Genomic DNA, 18,174 nt, shown 5'->3' on the forward strand with positions numbered 1-18,174 from the left:
GCGATTATGGGCGAAACGACCGGGCAGCGGCAAACCGGCTATGCTCGCAGCATGATGCCATTTGCCGAGCTCCATGAGCTGCCCCGCCGCTTGCGCCGCCCTGCCGTGCGCGACCTGGCCTGGACCCTGCTGTCGCCCGCGCTGTTGAGCGCCCCGCCCTGCCCCCAGCGCCATCCGCTGGCGGGTAGCGCCTGGGTGGGCGATCCGCAGCGCCTGCACGACTGGCTGTGTGCCCTGGATGCGGATGATCTGCCCCTGCGCGACTGGTTGGCAAAGATCACCAGCCGGCGCCTGGGGCTGTACTACGAAGGTCTGTGGCAGTTCGCCCTGGCGCAAGCGCCCGGGGTCGAGTTGCTGGCGTCCAACCTGGCGATTCGCGCGGGCGGGCGGACCTTGGGCGAGCTGGATATTCTGCTGCGCGATGGCGAAGGCACTCACCATCTGGAGTTGGCGATCAAGCTCTACCTGGGGCCGACCGTGGACGACGGGCGCGACCCGGCGCACTGGCTCGGGCCTGGGTGCCACGATCGGCTCGGCAGCAAACTGGCACACCTGGCCGGGCATCAGTTGCCCATGTCGGGAGACTCACAGAGTCGCGAAGCACTGGCCACTGTAGGGGTGGGCCAGGTGCAGGCACACCTGTGGCTGGGCGGCTACCTGTTCTATCCGTGGCCGGGGCACGCCGAGCCGCCTGCAGGCGCCAACCCCCAGCATCTGCGCGGGCGCTGGGCAAGGCGAAGCGACTGGCACATGGCAGCGGATGAACACTGGCAACCACTGGCGCGGCATGCCTGGCTGGCGCCAGCGCGGGTCGAGGCGGACGAATGCTGGACGGTGCAGCGGTCTGGAGACTGGCTGAAGCAGCTGGACGAGCATGCACCGGCGCAGTTGCTGGTCAGGCTGGAGCCTGATGACGAGGGCGCCAGGCAGGAAGCCGAGCGCTTGTTTCTGGTGGCTGACAGTTGGCCGCATTTGCCCAGCAATTGATTTTGCCTGCCCGCGAAAGGGGCGCCACTGACAACACAAATTTCACCGACCTGGCGCAAAACTATATTCCCGGATAGCGATTACAGTTACCCCAGAGCGCCAGCAAGAGCGCCATTCCAACCTGATGACGAGGACCGATCATGGTTTCATCCACCCCCGCGCCCCATTACGCACGCCTGTCCATCGCCCTGCACTGGCTGATGCTGGTGCTGCTGGCCGCCGTTTACGCCTGCATCGAATTGCGCGGTCTATTCCCCAAGGACAGCGCCGAACGCAACCTGATGAAAGACCTGCACTTCATGCTCGGCCTGAGTGTGTTCGTGCTGGTCTGGCTGCGCCTGGCCGTGCGCCTGGTCCGCCCGACCCCGCCTATCGTGCCCAAGCCGCCGGCCTGGCAGACCGGCCTTGCGCACCTGATGCACCTGGCACTGTACCTGCTGATGATCGGCCTGCCGCTGGCCGGCTGGCTGATTCTCAGTGCCGCCGACAAACCGGTGCCGTTCTTTGGCCTGGAGCTGCCGCACCTGATCGGCCCGGACCCGGACCAGGCCAAGTTCATCAAAGGCTGGCATGAGCGGGTGGCGTCCTGGGGCTACTGGCTGATCGGCCTGCATGCGCTGGCCGGGCTGTATCACCACTACGTGCAGCGCGACAACACGCTGCTGCGCATGCTGCCCTACAAGTAACCGCGCCGGCCCTGCAGGCCGCCGGTATGGACGAAGATCAGGCGGGTACCGGGCGCGAACAGCCCGGCCTCGACCTGATCACGCAGGGCCAGCAAGGCCTTGCCGGTATACAGGGCTTCCAGCGGCACGCCACTGTGACGCTCGCTCTCGGCGATGAAGGCCAGCAACTCATCATCGAATTTTCCAAAACCACCTCGGCAGGCGTCGTGCAACTGGTAGCCCTTCGCGCCAGCCAGCTCGGCGACTGCCTGCGGCACGCCGTGATCCCTCGGCACCGCCAGGGCACCATGCACCGCATGTGCCCCTGCCTCGGCAAGGGCCAGGCCGGCCAAGGTAGTGCCGGTACCTGCGGCCAGCCACCAGGCGTCGTAGCCCGACCATCCCAGCACAGGCAACTGCGAACGGGCCTGCTCGACGATCAGCGCACACCCCTCGGCACCCGCGGCCCCGCCACCGCCCTCAGGAATGCAGTGCCAGCCCGGATAACGAGCCTGCCAAGGCGCCCAGAAACCCGATTCATGGCGTGCGCGATAGCCGCCGTAACCCAGCCAGTGCAATTCCATGCCCAATCCTTGCAGGTCGCGCACCGTGGGGGTGTCCTGGGGGTGGCCGCGCAACAGGCCAGCGGTGGCAAAGCCAAAGCGTTTGCCGGCGGCAGCCAGGGCATGCAGGTGGTTGGAATGATTGCCGCCCAGGCTGATCAGGCCGGGGGCGCCGTACTCACAGGCCTGCTGCAGGTGGTGGCGGAGCTTGAACCACTTGTTGCCGCTGATCAGGGGGTCGATCAGGTCCAGGCGCAGGATGGCGGCCTTGACTTGAGCAGTTTCCAGCCAGGGCAGGCTGAAGGGTTGCAGCGGGGCGTCGGGGAGGTTCAGGAATGAGTTGGGCATCGCCCGAGTTTAACCGAGAAATCCCCGGGGCCGCCTTGCGGCCCATCGCCGGCAAGCGCGGCTCCCACAGGGTGACCGCGCAAGTCTCACGGCTAGCGCAACACCTGTGGGAACCGCGCTTGCCGGCGAAAGGGGTGCAAAGCACCCCCGGCGATCTCAGAGTTCAGCGGCCAATCGAGACCCTTGGTTGATCGCCCGCTTGGCATCCAGCTCGGCCGCCACATCGGCGCCACCGATCAGGTGCACCGACTGCCCCGCCGCCAGCAGCCCTTCATGCAGCTCACGCAACGGCTCCTGCCCGGCGCAGATCACCACGTTGTCCACTGCCAGCACCTGCGGTTCCCCGTCGCCAACGCGAATGTGCAGGCCGGCGTCGTCGATCTGCAGGTACTCGACACTGTTGAGCATCTGCACCTGCTTGTTCTTCAGCCCGGTCCGGTGAATCCAGCCGGTGGTCTTGCCCAGGCCGTCGCCGACCTTGGATTTCTTGCGCTGCAACAGGTACACCTGACGCGCGGGCGCATGCGGCTCGGCTGTAATCCCGGCAACCCCCCCGCGCGCCTCCAGGCGCGTATCGATCCCCCACTCTTTCCAGAACGCTTCGCGGTCCTGGCTGCTGGCCACGCCCTGGTGCACCAGGTACTCGGAAACGTCGAAACCGATGCCCCCCGCACCAATCACCGCGACCGACTTGCCGACCGGTTTGCGCTCGAGCAACACGTCCAGGTAACTGAGCACCTTGGCATGCTCGACACCTGGGATGGCCGGGGTACGCGGTGCGATACCGGTGGCCAGGATGATCTCGTCGTAACCACCGCCTACCAGTGCCTGCACATCGACCCGGGTATTCAGGCGCAGCTCGACACCGGTGCTTTTCACCTTGTTGCGGAAGTAGCGCAAGGTCTCGTGGAATTCCTCCTTGCCCGGTACCCGCTTGGCCACGTTGAACTGCCCGCCAATCTCGCTGGCGGCATCGAACAGCGTTACCTCATGGCCGCGCTCGGCCGCAACGGTGGCCGCTGCCAGGCCTGCCGGGCCGGCGCCGACCACAGCGATGCGCTTCACGGCACGCACCGGCAGGTAGTTGAGCTCGGTTTCGTGGCAGGCGCGCGGGTTGACCAGGCAGCTGGTCAGCTTGCCACCGAAGGTGTGGTCCAGGCAGGCCTGGTTGCAACCGATGCAGGTGTTGATCTCGTCAGCACGCCCTGCGGCCGCCTTGTTGACGAAGTCCGCATCGGCGAGGAACGGCCTGGCCATGGAGACCATGTCGGCATCGCCCTCGGCCAGCACGGCTTCGGCCACCTCCGGTGTGTTGATGCGGTTGGTGGTAATCAGCGGGATGTTCACAGCGCCGCGCAGCTTGGCGGTGACCTTGCTGAACGCCGCACGCGGCACCTTGGTGGCGATGGTCGGGATGCGCGCCTCGTGCCAGCCGATGCCGGTGTTGATCAGCGTCGCGCCGGCCTGCTCGATGGCCTTGGCCAGCAGCTCGATTTCGTCCCAGGTGCTGCCGCCCTCGACCAGGTCGAGCATCGACAGGCGGAAGATGATGATGAAATTCGGCCCTACCGCGTCGCGCACGCGGGTAACGATCTGTACCGCCAGGCGCATGCGGTTCTCGTAGCTGCCGCCCCAGCGATCGGTGCGATGGTTGGTGTGGGCAGCGAGGAACTGGTTGATGAAGTAGCCTTCCGAACCCATGATCTCGACGCCATCGTAGCCAGCACGCTGGGCCAGCACGGCGCAGTTTACGAAGTCGGCGATCTGCTTCTCGATACCCGCTTCGTCCAGTTCCTTGGGTTTGAACGGGTTGATCGGCGCCTGGATCGCACTCGGTGCCACTTGCCGCGGGCTGTAGGCGTAGCGCCCGGCATGCAGGATCTGCAGGCAGATCTTGCCACCTGCGGCATGCACGGCTTCGGTGACGATGCGGTGCTTGTCAGCCTCTTCCTCGGTGCTGAGCTTGGCAGCGCCGGCGTACACCCCACCCTCATCGTTCGGCGCGATGCCGCCAGTGACCATCAGGCCAACACCGCCACGGGCACGCTCGGCAAAATACGCGGCCATGCGTTCGAAACCACCCGGACGCTCTTCGAGGCCGGTGTGCATCGAGCCCATCAGGGTGCGGTTGCGCAAGGTGGTGAAGCCCAGATCCAGCGGGGCCAGCAAATGCGGATAGCGGTCGGCAGCCATGGTACGGTTCCCCAGGTGGCGTGATCACGGAATGCGGGCGCCTCAGCGGGTGCCCGTCGTTTGTCTACCTGCGACATTAAACAGCTGTTTGAACGCGCTCAATGATCGAAACTGACAACTTATTGATCCGTGCGCACAGCAGTACTACCCTAGGTAACCCTCGTTTCCCAAGGCACTTCACCGCTTCATGCGAAAACTCCTGGCAGGCGCCCTGGCGCTGGTGATGATTGCCGCCCTCTGCGGCTACGGCCTCTGGACCCAACAGCGCCCGGAAGGCCACTACCTCTCCGATCTGCGCATCGAACTGGCGCTCAACCATGGTGTGCCTGGCGAGCATGGCAACCTGCTTGGCGTCGAGCCGCTGCTGTTCCCCAGCGACTACCAGAACCTGCAACGTCTGCACCGCAAGCTTTCGGCCTACCTGGAGCAGGCACGCGCCAAGGGCCTGGTTGGCCCGCGCACGGTCGTGGTGCTACCGGAACACATCGGCACCTGGCTATGGGCTCGCGGCGAAAAGAATGAGCTGTACCAGGCCACCCGCAACCGTGATGCCGAGCAATGGCTGGAGCTGAGCAACCCGCTGCGCTATGGGCTGGCAATGCTGAGCGCCAATGGCGATGATCGGCGCGCCGATGCCCACCTGCGCATGAAGGCCCAGCAGATGGCCAGCGATTATCAGCAACTGTTCGGCGGCCTGGCCAAGGAGTTCGGCGTGACCCTGGTAGCCGGCTCGATCGTGCTACCCGCCCCGTACGTCGATCAAGGCGTGCTGCACATTGGCCCCGGGCCGCTGTACAACACCAGCATGGTGTTCGCCGCAGATGGCTCGCTATTGGGCCAACCGCAACACCAGCAATACCCCGACAGCGAAACACGGCGTTACATCCACCATGGCAGGCATTTCCCGTTGCAAGTGGTGCAGACCCCCGCCGGGCGCCTCGGCGTGCTGATTGGCAGCGACAGCTGGTACCCCGAGAACCAGCATCAGTTAGAGCAACAGCAAGTCCAGCTGGTCGCCAACCCGGTGTTTCTCAGCGGCAAAGATAGCTGGGATGCCCCCTGGCGCGGCAATCGCCACCAGGACGCCGCTGCCGAACTGAGCCTGCAACGCGGCGAGGTCAGCGAGCAGACCGCCTGGCAACGCCTGACCCAGGCCGCAGGTGACAGCGTCAGCAGCATGAGCGTGTTCATGCGTGGGCAGTTCTGGGAACAGGGCAGCGACGGCCAGGGCTTCGCCCATCAGGCAGGTGAGTTGCTGGCGGGCCCTCCCAGTCGCGGCGCGCGCCTGCTGAACCTGTGGCTGTAGGCGCATGAGCCGCCCCCGCGTGCGCCTGGGTGACCTTTCGGTGGGGTTCGTCCAACCCCTGGCCGAGGCCCTGCGCGAGCAAGGCCATGATCCGGCGCCACTCCTGCAGCAATACGGGCTCGATGCAGCACGCCTGGCCGAAGCCGGTGCGCGCCTGTCGATCCCGCGCTACATGCACCTTGGGCATGCGGCCATCGCGCTGTGTGGCGAGCCCTCGCTGGGCCTGCGCATGGGGCGCCTAAACCGCCTGGCCCAGGCCGGATTGGCCGGCGTCACAGCGGCCCAGGCCCCTACCTTGGGTGAGGCGGCACGCACTCTGCTGCGCTTCGAGCCACTGTACGCCGCCAACTACCGTGGCCACTCCAGCTACCAGGAAGACGCCCAGGGCGCGTGGCTGGGTTTCTATTCGATCAGCCCCTACAACGACTACAACCGCTTTGTGGTCGACTCGCTGCTGGCCGGCTGGCTGGCCCAGCTCGCCGCCCTGGCTGGCACCCCTTTGCAGGCCGAGCGCCTGGAGGTCGAATTCGAGGCACCGGCCTACGCCAACGGGTATCAATCCCTTTGCAGCACCCCCGTGCAGTTCGCCGCCAACGCCAACCGCTTGCGCCTGAGCCGAAGCACGCTGGAACTGGCCAACCCACAGCACTGCCCGAGCACCTTCGGCCACCTGTTGCAGTTGTGTGAAGCGGAAATGCTCCAGCGCACCCGGGTGCGCAGCCTGGGCGAGCGCATTACCCACCTGCTCGGGCCGTTGCTCAATGGCGGCCGGGAACCCGACCTGGAAGAAGTGGCATTGCACCTGCAACTGCCCACCTGGACACTGCGGCGCAAACTGGCCGAAGAAGGCACGCGCTTCCGTGACTTGCTCAATGACACGCGGCGTGACCTAGCCGAGGCCTATATCCGCGATACGGAGCTGGCCTTTGGCGAGATCGCCTATCTGTTGGGGTTTGCTTCGGCAGAGGCCTTCCAGCGCGCATTCAAGCGCTGGACGGGCCTTACGCCGGGGGAGTTTCGCCGCAGCCAGCGGCGAGCAGGTTAAAGCTCTGTAGCGTCGTCTGCCGGCTCTGGCGGATCCAGTTCGTAAGCCTGGAACTCGAGCAGCTCTTCCTGATAGTCATCCATCGCCCTGCTTCCTCTTCTCATCTGTCTTCATTGGTCATGCCTTCAACCTAAACGAGCCGGGTGAAGGAATAATGACAAGTCCATGAGTGGTAAACGTAGCAGGTGTTCAGGAACTTATCGCCGCACATCTGTAACAGCGAATTAAAGCGAGGACGGCGCCGGCGCTGCAGGCTGGGCATCCTGCTGCACCTGAATCGGGGCAGCCTCCGCTGGCGGCGCCACCGGTTGCGAGCCCTGGCTGTCATCGACCAGCGGTTTGGCCACCGCTTCACTGGCGGGCGCAGCCGCCGCAGGAGCAGAAGCAGCGTCAACCAACGGTGCAGCCGCTGGCGGTGCAACAGCAGGGGCCACCGAGGCTTGCTCCGGCAAGCCCAGGTCCGGCGCCGGCTTCTCGGGCTTGGTCACGGGCGCCTCGACCTTGGCCTTGGCAACCTTCTTCGGCTTGGGCAGGAAGCTTTCGACCAGGGCGAAGTAACGGTCGTAGAACTGTGCCGCCGTCACCGTTTCGCTGGCGACCTTGACCATAGAATCGTCGCTGGAGCCGATCGGCATGGATACCGAACCCAGCACACCGACACCCAGGCTGGCCGAGCTGTTGGACTTTTTCAGGCTGTAGCGGTCCTGCAGCGCGTTGGCGAACATGGTCGAACGCTTGTCGTCGTTGACGTCTGGCGCACAGGTCACGTTGAAGCTGATCTGCAGGTGGTTTTCGCTGTTCTGCTGGAAGCTCTTGTTGCCCATCACCTGGTTCGCGCCACTGCTGGTGATGATGTAGCCCTGGCTGAGCAGCGCACGGCGGGCCGCTTCGCAGGAGCCGGCATCGGTCACCGGGAAGCTGCGCGAGTAGGTCCCCGAGTCGTCGAAGTTCTCGTGTTCGTAGATGGCGGCTTTCTTCGAAGAGCAACCGGTCACGCCCGCCAGCACCAGGGCCAGCCCGAGCGCACCAAAGACGGATGACTTGGTCATTGCGAATTCCGGGAAAGTCAAAAAGATGCCTATTGTGCATCACTGCAGGCAAGCACAGGAACCGTTGATCGGTGAAGAGTCTGTCAGGTTCGTGTAAATCTGGTCGCCGCCATGGTCCAGAAACGAAAAAAGCGACCCTAAGGTCGCTTTCTCGTTGCTTCAAGGCGTTCAAGGGGCCTTGAGGCGAAGATGGCGCAGCGGACGGGACTCGAACCCGCGACCCCCGGCGTGACAGGCCGGTATTCTAACCGACTGAACTACCGCTGCGTATCATTCAGGCTTGCGCCCGATTGAAACCTGGGTCCACCCATCCGGCACTAACGCCTCAGGGCAGGCACAAAAAAAGCGATATCTGATCGCTTCATTTGTGTGTGCTTCAAGGTGTTCTAGGGACCTTGAAACGAAGATGGCGCAGCGGACGGGACTCGAACCCGCGACCCCCGGCGTGACAGGCCGGTATTCTAACCGACTGAACTACCGCTGCGTATGGTTCAGGCTTACGCCTGATTGAAACTGGGATCAGTCTCTGGCATTTCGCCTTCGACTTCAGACCGGTGCCAGGCACCCATCTGTTACTGAAAAATGGCGCAGCGGACGGGACTCGAACCCGCGACCCCCGGCGTGACAGGCCGGTATTCTAACCGACTGAACTACCGCTGCGCAGTGCGTTTCTCTCCGGCTATCAGCTTCATCTGAAGCGCCCAGCGCTAGAAACAATCTCAGGAAGTGGTGGGTGATGACGGGATCGAACCGCCGACCCTCTGCTTGTAAGGCAGATGCTCTCCCGGCTGAGCTAATCACCCTCGCGATGTTGCTTGTTGCGTTTGCTTCGCTGAGGCCGCGAAATTTACGCAGGTGCCGAAGCTAAGTCAATAGCCCCGTTGAATTTTTTTCAAAAAAGCCAAAAAAGCAAAAGGGACCTTTCGGTCCCCTTCGCGTGTGGCGGCCTGCTCAGGTGTAGATCATCTTGCGGGTCATGCCGCCGTCGACCACGAACTCCTGGCCCGTGACGAACCCGGCCTGGCGCGACAGCAACCAGGCAACCATGGCCGCCACATCTTCCACGGTCCCCACCCTGCCCGTCGGATGCTGGGCATGGTCGGCATCGGTCAATGGCTCGGCACGGCGCTGGGACGGGTCACGGGCATCGATCCAGCCCGGGCTCACCGCATTGACGCGGATCTCCGGGCCCAGGCTCATGGCCAGGGCGTGGGTCAAGGCCACCAGGCCACCCTTGCTCGCCGCATAGGCCTCGGTGTCCGGCTCGGATTGCCGGGCACGGGTCGAGGTCAAGTTGACGATTGCACCATTGTGCGCGCGCAGGTACGGCGCACAATGCTTGGCCAGCAGCATGGGGCCATTGAGATTGACCGCCAGCACCCGATTCCACTGTGCCAGGCTCAGGCTTTCGAGGGTCTGGTTGTGCGGGTTGGCGATCGCCGCGTTGCACACCAGGGCATCCAGACGCCCGAACTGGCCGAGCACTTCGGACACCCCGGCACTGACCTGGGCCTCGTCGGCCACGTCCATGGTGATGAACCAGGCGTTTTCGCCCAGGGCCTTGGCCACCTTGGCACCGCGCTGGCGGTCGAGGTCGCTGAGTACCACTTGCCAACCTTCGCAGATCAACCAGGCGGCAATGCCCAGGCCGATGCCGCGGGCGGCACCGGTGACCAGGGCAACCCGGCCGTTATGGCCTGGCGCACCGCCGCGGATTTCCATCACAGCACCGCCAACCCACGGGCGAGGTCCGCCTGCAGGTCAGCCACGTCTTCCAGGCCCACGGCAACCCGGATCAGGCTGTCGCGAATGCCCGCCGCTTCACGCTCCTGCGGCGTCAGGCGGCCGTGGGAGGTGGTGGCCGGGTGGGCGATGGTGGTCTTGCTGTCGCCAAGGTTGGTGGTGATCGAAATCACCCGGGTCGCATCGATGAAGCGCCAGGCGCCTGCTTTGCCACCCTTGACCTCGAAGCTGACCACCGCGCCGAAGCCGCTCATCTGGCGCTTGGCCAGCTCGTGCTGCGGGTGGCTTGGCAGGCCGGCGTAATGCACCTTCTCCACACCGTCCTGCTGCTCCAGCCATTCGGCCAGGCGCTGGGCGCTCTCGCAATGCGCACGCATACGCAGCTTGAGGGTTTCCAGGCCCTTGGTGAAGATCCAGGCGTTGAACGGGCTGAGGGTTGGCCCTGCAGTGCGCAGGAAGCCCACCACTTCTTTCATCTGCTCGGCGCGGCCGGCGACCACGCCCCCCATGCAACGGCCCTGGCCGTCGATGAACTTGGTGGCCGAGTGGAACACGATGTCGGCACCCAGCTTGAGCGGCTGCTGCAAGGCCGGCGTGCTGAAGCAGTTGTCCACCACCAGCATGGCGCCACGGGCGTGGGCAATTTCAGCCAGCGCAGTGATGTCGACCAGTTCGGCCAGCGGGTTGGAGGGCGATTCGACGATCAGCAGCTTGGTGTTGTCCTTGATGGCCTTTTCCCAGCCAGTGAGGTCGACCAGTGGCACGTAGTCCACCTGCACACCGAAGCGCTTGAAGTACTTCTCGAACAGGCTGATGGTCGAGCCGAACACGCTCTGCGACACCAGCACATGGTCGCCGGCACTGCACAGCGACATCACCACGGCAAGGATCGCCGCCATGCCGGTGGAGGTGGCCACGGCCTGCTCGGCACCTTCCATGGCCGCCAGGCGCTCTTCGAACGCACGCACGGACGGGTTGGTGTAGCGCGAATAGACGTTGCCCGGCGTTTCGCCGGCAAAACGCGCAGCGGCATCGGCCGCCGTGCGGAACACATAGCTGGAGGTCAGGAACAGCGCTTCGCTGTGCTCGGCCTCCGGTGTACGGTTTTGACCGGCGCGTACCGCCAGGGTGTCGAAACCGACACCCTCGAGGTCACTGTCCAGTCGCCCGGCATCCCATTGATCCGTCATGCCGTCGCTCCCAAATCAGTTGTTGTAGAGGTCGATGATCGCGCTGACGGCCTGGTTCTTGACCTTGGCCAGGTCGTTGCGGGCCTGTTCGATACGGTCAAGGTAGGCTTCGTCGATGTCACCAGTGACGTATTCACCGTTGAACACCGCGCAATCGAAGTGATCGATCTTGATCTTGCCGCCACCGACCGAGTCGATCAGGTCTGGCAGGTCCTGGTAGACCAGCCAGTCGGCGCCGATCAACTCGGCCACCTGTTCGGTGGTACGGTTGTGGGCGATCAGTTCGTGAACACTCGGCATGTCGATGCCGTAGACGTTGGGGTAGCGCACCGCAGGGGCTGCGGAGCAGAAGTAGACGTTCTTGGCGCCAGCTTCGCGGGCCATCTGGATGATCTGCTTGCAGGTGGTGCCGCGCACGATCGAGTCATCGACCAGCATCACGTTCTTGCCGCGGAATTCCAGCTCGATGGCGTTGAGCTTCTGGCGCACCGATTTCTTCCGTGCAGCCTGGCCAGGCATGATGAAGGTACGGCCGATGTAACGGTTCTTGACGAAGCCTTCGCGGAACTTCACGCCCAGACGGTTGGCCAGCTCCAGCGCGGCAGTGCGGCTGGTGTCCGGGATCGGGATGACCACGTCGATATCGTGCTCCGGGCGCTCGCGCATGATCTTGTCGGCGAGTTTTTCACCCATGCGCAGACGGGCTTTGTATACCGAGATACCGTCGATGATCGAGTCCGGGCGGGCCAGGTAGACGTGCTCGAAGATGCACGGCTGCAGCTTCGGCGCTTCAGCGCACTGCTTGGTGTACAGCTGGCCTTCTTCGGTGATGTACACCGCTTCGCCCGGCGCCAGGTCGCGGATCAGGGTGAAGCCGAGTACGTCCAGAGCGACACTTTCCGAGGCGATCATGTATTCCACGCCTTCGTCGGTGTGACGCTGGCCGAACACCACCGGGCGGATGCCGTTCGGATCACGGAAGCCGACGATGCCGTAACCGGTGATCATCGCGACCACTGCGTAGCCACCGACGCAACGGCTGTGCACATGGGAAACCGCGGCGAACACGTCTTCTTCGGTCGGCTGCAGCTTGCCACGCACGGCCAGCTCGTGGGCGAACACGTTCAGCAGCACTTCCGAATCGGAATTGGTGTTGACGTGGCGCAGGTCGGACTCGTAGATCTCCTTGGCCAACTGCTCGACGTTGGTCAGGTTGCCGTTGTGCGCCAGGGTGATGCCGTACGGCGAGTTGACGTAGAACGGCTGGGCCTCGGCCGAGGTCGAGCTGCCCGCAGTCGGGTAGCGCACGTGGCCGATGCCGATGCTGCCAACCAGGCGCTGCATGTGGCGCTGCTGGAAGACGTCGCGCACCAGGCCATTATCCTTGCGCAGGAACAACCGGCCGTCGTGGCTGGTCACGATACCGGCAGCGTCCTGGCCGCGGTGCTGGAGGACCGTAAGCGCGTCATACAGCGCCTGATTGACGTTCGACTTACCGACGATACCGACGATGCCACACATGCGACGCAACCCCTACTTTGATGAAACTTGAACGAACAGCGCTCAGGGCTTTGCCGGCCCGAGCAACTGCTCCTTGAATGGAAGATCAGCCGGAGCGCTGATCACCCCACTGGAAGTCCACTGACCGGTGAAACCCAGGATCAGGTTTTTCGACCAGTCAGCGACCAATAGAAACTGTGGAATCAGACGTGATTCCTGCCACCAGGTGTCTTGTTGCACCGGCCCCAGGCTGAGCAGCCCAACGGCCACCACCACCAGCAAGGCTCCGCGCGCGGCGCCAAAGGCCATGCCGAGGAAACGATCGGTGCCGGACAGCCCGGTCACGCGGATCAGCTCGCCGATGAGGAAGTTGAGCATGGCCCCCACCAGCAGGGTGGCGACGAAAAGAATGGCGCAGCCGGCGATGATGCGCATCGACGGCGTCTGGATATAGCTCTCAAGGTACACCGAAAGCGACCCACCGAACATCCAGGCGACCGCCCCTGCAACGATCCAGATGAGCAGGGACAAGGCTTCCTTGACGAAGCCGCGCTTGAGACTGATCAGTGTGGAGACGGCGATGATCGCGATGATCGCCCAATCAACCAGGGTAAAGGCCACGGTGCTGCCTGCAGACGTTTGAGGCGGCGCATTTTATCAGAGCAAAAGGCCGGGAGTAAGCGGAATGTCAGGTGGATCGGCGGGTCAGGTTTTCAGGCCTGCGCCGCCCCCCTGCAGGAGCGGCCGTGCTCAGCCTTTTTCAGGCTGGAATCGCGTCACGAAGCCATTGAGCTTCTGCTGGCGGTTGATCACGTCTTTCAGCTTGTCAGCCTCGGCGCGCTCGATCAGCGGCCCGACATACACCCGGTTCATGCCACCGGCTGAGCGGATATAGGCGTTGTAGCCCTGGCTGCGCAGGGTCTTCTGCAGGTTCTCGGCGCCGGCCCGGCTGGACAGGCTGGCCAGCTGGATCGACCAGCTCACCGGCAAGCCATTGACGTCAATCTTCGACGGCGCAGGCGCAGTCGCCACCGGCGTTGCTACCTTGGCAGCTGGCGCTGGCACAGGCGTCTGCGGCTTGGGCTGGGCCTGCACCTGCGCCTGCACTTGGGTCTGGGGCTGGGGCTGGGGCTGGGGCTGAGTCTGCGGCGACGGCGTGATCGGCTGGCTCGGCGCCCTCACCGGTGCCGTGGACTCGTTGACCACCACCGGCGACGGCTCTGGCGCCTCCGGCAGCGGCTGGGGCTCAGGTACTGCCACCGGTTCCACCTTGACTTCCGGCAGGTTCGGCATGGCAGGCGCCTGCGGGGCGTCGACACGCACCGTGCGCATTTCGTCCTGGCGGGTGAACAGCATCGGCAGGAAGATCACCGCCAGCGCGACCAGCACCAAAGCACCTACCATGCGCTGTTTCATCCCTTTGTCCAGCACTGCCATCTAGTCACCCCTCCAGGGCCTGCCGCTCCAGCCATTCCAGGGCTTCGGCGACACAGAAAAACGAACCGAACAGCAGAATCTGGTCATCTGCCGTCGCCTGCGCGCATTGCCCCTCAAGGGCCGCGTCGACACTGGCGTAAGACTTCACCGCAGCGCCGTGGTTCGTCAAGGCAGCAGCCAATTCGGCAGCCGGACGGCTGCGTGGCGTGTGCAGCGGCGCAACCGCCCACTCATCGACCAGCTCGTGCAGCGGCGCGATGACACCCTGCAGATCCTTGTCGGCGAGCAAGCCGAACACCGCCAGGCGACGACCTTTGAGCGGGCGTGCGGCCAGACGCCGGGCCAGATACTCCGCAGCATGCGGGTTGTGCCCGACATCCAGCAGCAGCTCCACCGCCCTGCCCTGCCAGGTCAACTGGCGACGATCGAGGCGCCCGGTAATGCGAGTGTCGAGCAAAGCCTGGCGGATCTGCCCAGCGTCCCACGGCAAGCCCATCAGCAGGTAGGCCTGCAGGGCCAGGGTGGCGTTCTCCATCGGCAGATCGAGCAGCGGCAGGCCATGCAACTCGACCGGCTTGCCGTCTGTCGTGACCCCGCGCCAATCCCAGCCTCCGTCACCGCTTGCCAGGTCAAAATCACGGCCACGCAGGAACAGCGGCGCAGCCAGTTCGGCGGCCTTGTCCAGCAGCGGCCGAGGGGGATCGAGATCACCGCACAGCGCCGGCTTGCCCGCTCGGAAGATGCCGGCCTTCTCGAAGGCCACCAGCTCGCGGGTATCGCCCAGGTAGTCGACATGATCGACGCCGATGCTGGTCACCAGGGCCAGGTCGGCATCCACCACGTTCACGGTGTCCAGGCGGCCACCGAGGCCCACTTCGAGCACCACGGCATCCAGCTGCGACTGGTAGAACAACCAGAACGCCGCCAGCGTGCCCATTTCGAAGTAGGTCAGGGAAATCTCGCCCCGCGCCGCCTCGACGGCGGCAAAGGCTTCGCACAGGCGCTCATCGCTGGCTTCCTGGCCATCGATCAGTACCCGTTCGTTGTAGCGCAGCAGGTGGGGCGAGCTGTACACGCCCACCCTTAGCCCCTGGGCGCGCAACAGCGAGGCCACGAAGGCGCAGGTCGAGCCCTTGCCGTTGGTGCCAGTCACCGTTACCACGCGTGGCGCAAGCTTGCCCAGCGCCAGCCGGGCAAGCACCTTCTGCGACCGTTCCAGGCCCATGTCGATGGCCGAGGGGTGCAGCTGCTCGAGGTAGGCGAGCCACTCGCCCAGGGATCGTTGTTTCATCACGCGACCGCAGCGACCTCACGGGCCTGCTCTGGGGTTGGCTGGCCGGTCATCTGCGCCAGCAGGCGGGCCAGGCGCGGGCGCAGCTCGCCACGGGAGATGATCAGGTCGATGGCACCGTGCTCCAGCAGGAACTCGCTGCGCTGGAAGCCTTCCGGCAGTTTTTCGCGTACGGTCTGCTCGATCACGCGCGGGCCGGCGAAGCCGATCAGCGCCTTCGGCTCACCGACGATGACGTCACCGAGCATTGCCAGGCTGGCAGAAACACCGCCGTAGACCGGGTCGGTCAGCACCGAAATGAACGGAATGCCTTCTTCGCGCAGGCGTGCCAGCACGGCCGAGGTCTTGGCCATCTGCATCAGCGAGATCAGCGCTTCCTGCATGCGCGCACCGCCGGAGGCGGAGAAGCAGACCATCGGGCAGCGGTTTTCCAGGGCGTAGTTGGCGGCGCGCACGAAGCGCTCACCGACGATGGCACCCATGGAACCGCCCATGAACGAGAACTCGAAGGCGCTGACCACGATCGGCATGCCCATCAGGGTACCGCTCATGGAGATCAGGGCGTCTTTTTCGCCGGTCTGCTTCTGCGCAGCGGTCAGGCGATCCTTGTACTTCTTGCCGTCACGGAACTTCAGGCGGTCGACCGGTTCCAGCTCGGCGCCCAGCTCGGCGCGGCCTTCCGGGTCGAGGAAGATGTCGATGCGGGCACGTGCACCGATGCGCATGTGGTGGTTGCACTTGGGGCAGACATCCAGGGTCTTTTCCAGCTCCGGACGATACAGCACGGCCTCGCAGGCCGGGCACTTGTGCCACAGGCCTTCCGGCACCGAGCTCTTCTTCACCTCGGAACGCATGATCGAAGGGATCAGTTTGTCGACTAACCAGTTGCTCATGCTTTCTTTCTCCAGTATTGGCGGACGGGGACCGGACTGGCCGGCCATGCCCTGCCCTTGAGCTCAAATTCTTCTATGAAACGATGACGGCCCGGCCACAAGGGCTACCCGCGTACCGCGCCATCTTCAATCTTTCGTTTGGCCATGCGGCATGCCGCCGGCCGCCCCGCAGGGCTGCGAAACCTATGGACGATGGCGCGCCGCCAGCCGTCACATCTGCTGTCACGCCTGTTTCACCGCACGCATGAAGGCTTCGATTTTCGCCGCATCCTTGATGCCCTTGGCCTGCTCCACACCGCCACTGACATCCACCGCATACGGCCGCACCTGGGCGATCGCCTGGCCGACGTTGGCGGCTGACAGCCCGCCCGCGAGGATGATCGGCTTGCTCAGCCGCGCCGGCACCAGCGACCAGTCGAAGGCCTCGCCGGTACCGCCAGGCACACCGGCCACGTAGGTGTCGAGGAGAATGCCGCGGGCGCCGGCATAGTGCTGGCAGGCCGCTTCCAGGTCATCGCCCGGGCGCACCCGCAGGGCCTTGATCCAGGGGCGGTGATAGCCTTCGCAATCGGCTGGGGTTTCGTCGCCGTGGAACTGTAGCAGGTCCAGCGGCACTACCTCGAGTATCTCGTTCAGCTCGCAACGCGAGGCATTGACGAACAGCCCGACCGTGGTCACGAACGGTGGCAGCTCGGCAATGATCGCCCGTGCCTGGCGCACGTCCACGGCACGCGGGCTTTTGGCATAGAAGACGAAACCGATGGCATCGGCCCCCGCCTCGGCGGCGGCCAGCGCGTCTTCGATGCGGGTAATCCCGCAGATCTTGCTGCGAACGTTGCTCATGGACAGCAAACCTTGAGTGAGTGGTGAAAGGCCCGATGGTAGCAAATGACTTCTGACGCGTCAGTCGGCCAGCGCTTCGTAACCGCTCAAAAAGTGTGGGCCGATGTAACGTTGCGGCAGCTGGAACTCTTCCGGGTATTCCACCTGCACCAGGTACAGACCATAAGGGTGCGCAGTCACCCCGCCTTCGCGACGGTTGCGCCCCTCCAGCACTTCACGGGCCCACTCCACCGGGCGCTCGCCGGCACCGATGGTCATCAGCACCCCGGCGATGTTGCGCACCATGTGGTGCAGGAAGGCGGTGGCCCGCACGTCCAGCACGATCATCTGCCCGTGGCGGGTCACCCGCAGGTGATGGATGTGCTTGATCGGTGACTTGGCCTGGCACTGGCTGGCGCGAAAGGCGCTGAAGTCATGGGTGCCGAGCAGGTACTGGGCGGCCTGGGCCATGCGCTCGACATCCAGCGGGCGGTGGTTCCAGGTCACTTCCTCAGCCAGGTGCGCGGGGCGGATCGGGTCGTTGTAGATCACATAGCGATAGCGCCGGGCACAGGCCTTGAAGCGCGCATGGAAGTCGGCCGGCATCGGCCGCGACCAGACCACACTGATGTCGTGGGGCAGGTTGAAATTGGTGCCCAGGGTCCAGGCGCGCTCGTCACGCACGGCGCGGGTGTCGAAATGCACGACCTGCCCGCAGCCGTGCACGCCTGCATCGGTGCGCCCGGCGCAGATGACGCTGATCGGTTCGTTGGCCACCTTCGACAGCGCCTGCTCGAGGGCCTGCTGGACGCTGGGCACGCCGCTGGCCTGGCGCTGCCAGCCACGGTAGCGCGAGCCTTTGTATTCCACGCCCAGGGCAATGCGGGTGAAGCCTTCGGCGGCCGATTCGGTGGCGGCGGTGTCGATGATGTCCAAGAGCGTGAAACCTGTGGGTGATACGGAATGGCGGGGATTATAACGACAACGGCAGCCATATAGGGCTGTGATGGCACGGGCTTATCACCTTCCTCAGGCGTACGCCGTACTTGTGGGAGCGGGGGGGGGGGGGGGGGGGGGGGGGGGGGGGGGGGGGGGGGGGGGGGGGGGGGGGGGGGGGGGGGGGGGGGGGGGGGGGGGGGGGG

16 protein-coding genes and 4 tRNA genes are annotated in these 18,174 nt (G+C 64.7%); 4 read left to right on the forward strand and 16 right to left on the reverse strand.

Annotated features, from left to right (window positions below; genetic code table 11):
• Positions 1–6 precede the first annotated feature (6 nt).
• Complete coding sequence (locus ACIPZ5_RS27040) at positions 7–987, forward strand: DUF1853 family protein (RefSeq protein ID WP_400811607.1); 981 nt, start codon at positions 7–9, stop codon at positions 985–987.
• 140 nt (positions 988–1,127) lie between these two features.
• Complete coding sequence (cybB, locus tag ACIPZ5_RS27045; RefSeq protein WP_343599736.1) at positions 1,128–1,673, forward strand: cytochrome b561; 546 nt, start codon at positions 1,128–1,130, stop codon at positions 1,671–1,673.
• Here cybB and ACIPZ5_RS27050 read toward each other — a convergent pair.
• Together ACIPZ5_RS27050 and ACIPZ5_RS27055 are read right to left on the reverse strand one after the other, a co-directional pair.
• Positions 1,664–2,563, reverse strand: coding sequence for a 1-aminocyclopropane-1-carboxylate deaminase/D-cysteine desulfhydrase (locus tag ACIPZ5_RS27050; RefSeq protein ID WP_400811610.1), 900 nt, complete (start codon positions 2,561–2,563; stop codon positions 1,664–1,666). The two genes, cybB and ACIPZ5_RS27050, sit on opposite strands and share 10 nt — an antisense overlap.
• A 156-nt stretch (positions 2,564–2,719) precedes the next feature.
• Entirely contained in the window at positions 2,720–4,756 is a 2,037-nt protein-coding gene (locus ACIPZ5_RS27055) for an FAD-dependent oxidoreductase (RefSeq protein ID WP_400811612.1), read from the reverse strand.
• A 187-nt stretch (positions 4,757–4,943) separates the two neighbouring features.
• On the opposite strand from ACIPZ5_RS27055, the gene ACIPZ5_RS27060 reads away from it, so the two are divergent.
• Together ACIPZ5_RS27060 and ACIPZ5_RS27065 are read left to right on the forward strand one after the other, a co-directional pair.
• Entirely contained in the window at positions 4,944–6,062 is a 1,119-nt protein-coding gene (locus tag ACIPZ5_RS27060) for a nitrilase-related carbon-nitrogen hydrolase (RefSeq protein WP_400811615.1), read from the forward strand.
• A 4-nt stretch (positions 6,063–6,066) separates the two neighbouring features.
• A complete protein-coding gene (locus ACIPZ5_RS27065; RefSeq protein ID WP_400811616.1) occupies positions 6,067–7,107 on the forward strand; it encodes an AraC family transcriptional regulator in 1,041 nt (346 codons plus the stop codon).
• 224 nt (positions 7,108–7,331) lie between these two features.
• Here the strand turns inward: ACIPZ5_RS27065 and ACIPZ5_RS27070 are convergent, their stop codons facing one another.
• From ACIPZ5_RS27070 to truA, 14 genes are all read right to left on the reverse strand, one after another.
• Entirely contained in the window at positions 7,332–8,156 is an 825-nt protein-coding gene (locus tag ACIPZ5_RS27070; RefSeq protein WP_400811619.1) for a DUF2242 domain-containing protein, read from the reverse strand.
• A 190-nt stretch (positions 8,157–8,346) separates the two neighbouring features.
• Positions 8,347–8,423 (reverse strand) — tRNA-Asp (locus ACIPZ5_RS27075).
• 140 nt (positions 8,424–8,563) lie between these two features.
• Positions 8,564–8,640: transfer RNA gene (locus ACIPZ5_RS27080), tRNA-Asp, on the reverse strand.
• A 99-nt stretch (positions 8,641–8,739) separates the two neighbouring features.
• A tRNA-Asp gene (locus tag ACIPZ5_RS27085) sits at positions 8,740–8,816 on the reverse strand.
• Positions 8,817–8,883: 67 nt separating this feature from the next.
• Positions 8,884–8,959 (reverse strand) — tRNA-Val (locus ACIPZ5_RS27090).
• A 148-nt stretch (positions 8,960–9,107) separates the two neighbouring features.
• Complete coding sequence (locus tag ACIPZ5_RS27095; RefSeq protein WP_177408522.1) at positions 9,108–9,878, reverse strand: SDR family oxidoreductase; 771 nt, start codon at positions 9,876–9,878, stop codon at positions 9,108–9,110.
• Positions 9,878–11,089 carry an O-succinylhomoserine sulfhydrylase gene (locus ACIPZ5_RS27100; RefSeq protein ID WP_261941005.1) on the reverse strand — a complete coding sequence of 404 codons (1,212 nt, stop codon included), beginning with the start codon at positions 11,087–11,089 and terminating at the stop codon, positions 9,878–9,880. The genes ACIPZ5_RS27095 and ACIPZ5_RS27100 overlap by 1 nt, the downstream gene beginning before the upstream one ends.
• A gap of 15 nt (positions 11,090–11,104) precedes the next feature.
• Positions 11,105–12,610: an amidophosphoribosyltransferase gene (gene purF, locus ACIPZ5_RS27105; RefSeq protein ID WP_261941006.1), complete on the reverse strand. Its 1,506-nt coding sequence runs from the start codon at positions 12,608–12,610 to the stop codon at positions 11,105–11,107.
• A gap of 42 nt (positions 12,611–12,652) precedes the next feature.
• Positions 12,653–13,210 (reverse strand): CvpA family protein, encoded by a 558-nt coding sequence (locus ACIPZ5_RS27110; protein ID WP_261941007.1) that lies wholly within the window; start codon positions 13,208–13,210, stop codon positions 12,653–12,655.
• 129 nt (positions 13,211–13,339) lie between these two features.
• The gene (locus ACIPZ5_RS27115; RefSeq protein WP_400811622.1) at positions 13,340–14,026 is read right to left on the reverse strand and encodes an SPOR domain-containing protein; all 687 of its coding nucleotides are present in this window, start codon (positions 14,024–14,026) and stop codon (positions 13,340–13,342) included.
• 4 nt (positions 14,027–14,030) lie between these two features.
• Positions 14,031–15,317, reverse strand: a complete 1,287-nt coding sequence (folC, locus tag ACIPZ5_RS27120) for a bifunctional tetrahydrofolate synthase/dihydrofolate synthase (protein ID WP_400811625.1) — start codon at positions 15,315–15,317, stop codon at positions 14,031–14,033.
• On the reverse strand, positions 15,317–16,210 hold the full coding sequence (gene accD / locus ACIPZ5_RS27125; RefSeq protein ID WP_261941010.1) for an acetyl-CoA carboxylase, carboxyltransferase subunit beta: 894 nt from the start codon (positions 16,208–16,210) through the stop codon (positions 15,317–15,319). Before accD ends, folC begins: the two co-directional genes overlap by 1 nt.
• A gap of 222 nt (positions 16,211–16,432) precedes the next feature.
• Positions 16,433–17,053 carry a phosphoribosylanthranilate isomerase gene (locus tag ACIPZ5_RS27130; protein ID WP_261941011.1) on the reverse strand — a complete coding sequence of 207 codons (621 nt, stop codon included), beginning with the start codon at positions 17,051–17,053 and terminating at the stop codon, positions 16,433–16,435.
• A gap of 60 nt (positions 17,054–17,113) precedes the next feature.
• A complete protein-coding gene (gene truA, locus ACIPZ5_RS27135) occupies positions 17,114–17,968 on the reverse strand; it encodes a tRNA pseudouridine(38-40) synthase TruA (protein ID WP_343599757.1) in 855 nt (284 codons plus the stop codon).
• Between the last annotated feature and the right edge of the window lie 206 nt (positions 17,969–18,174).

It is taken from the genome of Pseudomonas sp. NPDC089428 (assembly GCF_044749325.1).
In the GTDB taxonomy this organism is placed as follows: domain Bacteria; phylum Pseudomonadota; class Gammaproteobacteria; order Pseudomonadales; family Pseudomonadaceae; genus Aquipseudomonas.

Coding starts and splice junctions, on each gene's coding strand:
- ACIPZ5_RS27095 (WP_177408522.1), bottom strand. CDS start 9,878: ATGGAAATCCGCGGCGGTGCGCCAGGCCATAACGGCCGGGTTGCCCTG.
- accD (WP_261941010.1), bottom strand. CDS start 16,210: ATGAGCAACTGGTTAGTCGACAAACTGATCCCTTCGATCATGCGTTCC.
- ACIPZ5_RS27070 (WP_400811619.1), bottom strand. CDS start 8,156: ATGACCAAGTCATCCGTCTTTGGTGCGCTCGGGCTGGCCCTGGTGCTG.
- ACIPZ5_RS27130 (WP_261941011.1), bottom strand. CDS start 17,053: ATGAGCAACGTTCGCAGCAAGATCTGCGGGATTACCCGCATCGAAGAC.
- ACIPZ5_RS27115 (WP_400811622.1), bottom strand. CDS start 14,026: ATGGCAGTGCTGGACAAAGGGATGAAACAGCGCATGGTAGGTGCTTTG.
- cybB (WP_343599736.1), top strand. CDS start 1,128: ATGGTTTCATCCACCCCCGCGCCCCATTACGCACGCCTGTCCATCGCC.
- purF (WP_261941006.1), bottom strand. CDS start 12,610: ATGTGTGGCATCGTCGGTATCGTCGGTAAGTCGAACGTCAATCAGGCG.
- ACIPZ5_RS27065 (WP_400811616.1), top strand. CDS start 6,067: ATGAGCCGCCCCCGCGTGCGCCTGGGTGACCTTTCGGTGGGGTTCGTC.
- ACIPZ5_RS27100 (WP_261941005.1), bottom strand. CDS start 11,089: ATGACGGATCAATGGGATGCCGGGCGACTGGACAGTGACCTCGAGGGT.
- ACIPZ5_RS27060 (WP_400811615.1), top strand. CDS start 4,944: ATGCGAAAACTCCTGGCAGGCGCCCTGGCGCTGGTGATGATTGCCGCC.
- folC (WP_400811625.1), bottom strand. CDS start 15,317: ATGAAACAACGATCCCTGGGCGAGTGGCTCGCCTACCTCGAGCAGCTG.
- ACIPZ5_RS27055 (WP_400811612.1), bottom strand. CDS start 4,756: ATGGCTGCCGACCGCTATCCGCATTTGCTGGCCCCGCTGGATCTGGGC.
- ACIPZ5_RS27050 (WP_400811610.1), bottom strand. CDS start 2,563: ATGCCCAACTCATTCCTGAACCTCCCCGACGCCCCGCTGCAACCCTTC.
- ACIPZ5_RS27040 (WP_400811607.1), top strand. CDS start 7: ATGGGCGAAACGACCGGGCAGCGGCAAACCGGCTATGCTCGCAGCATG.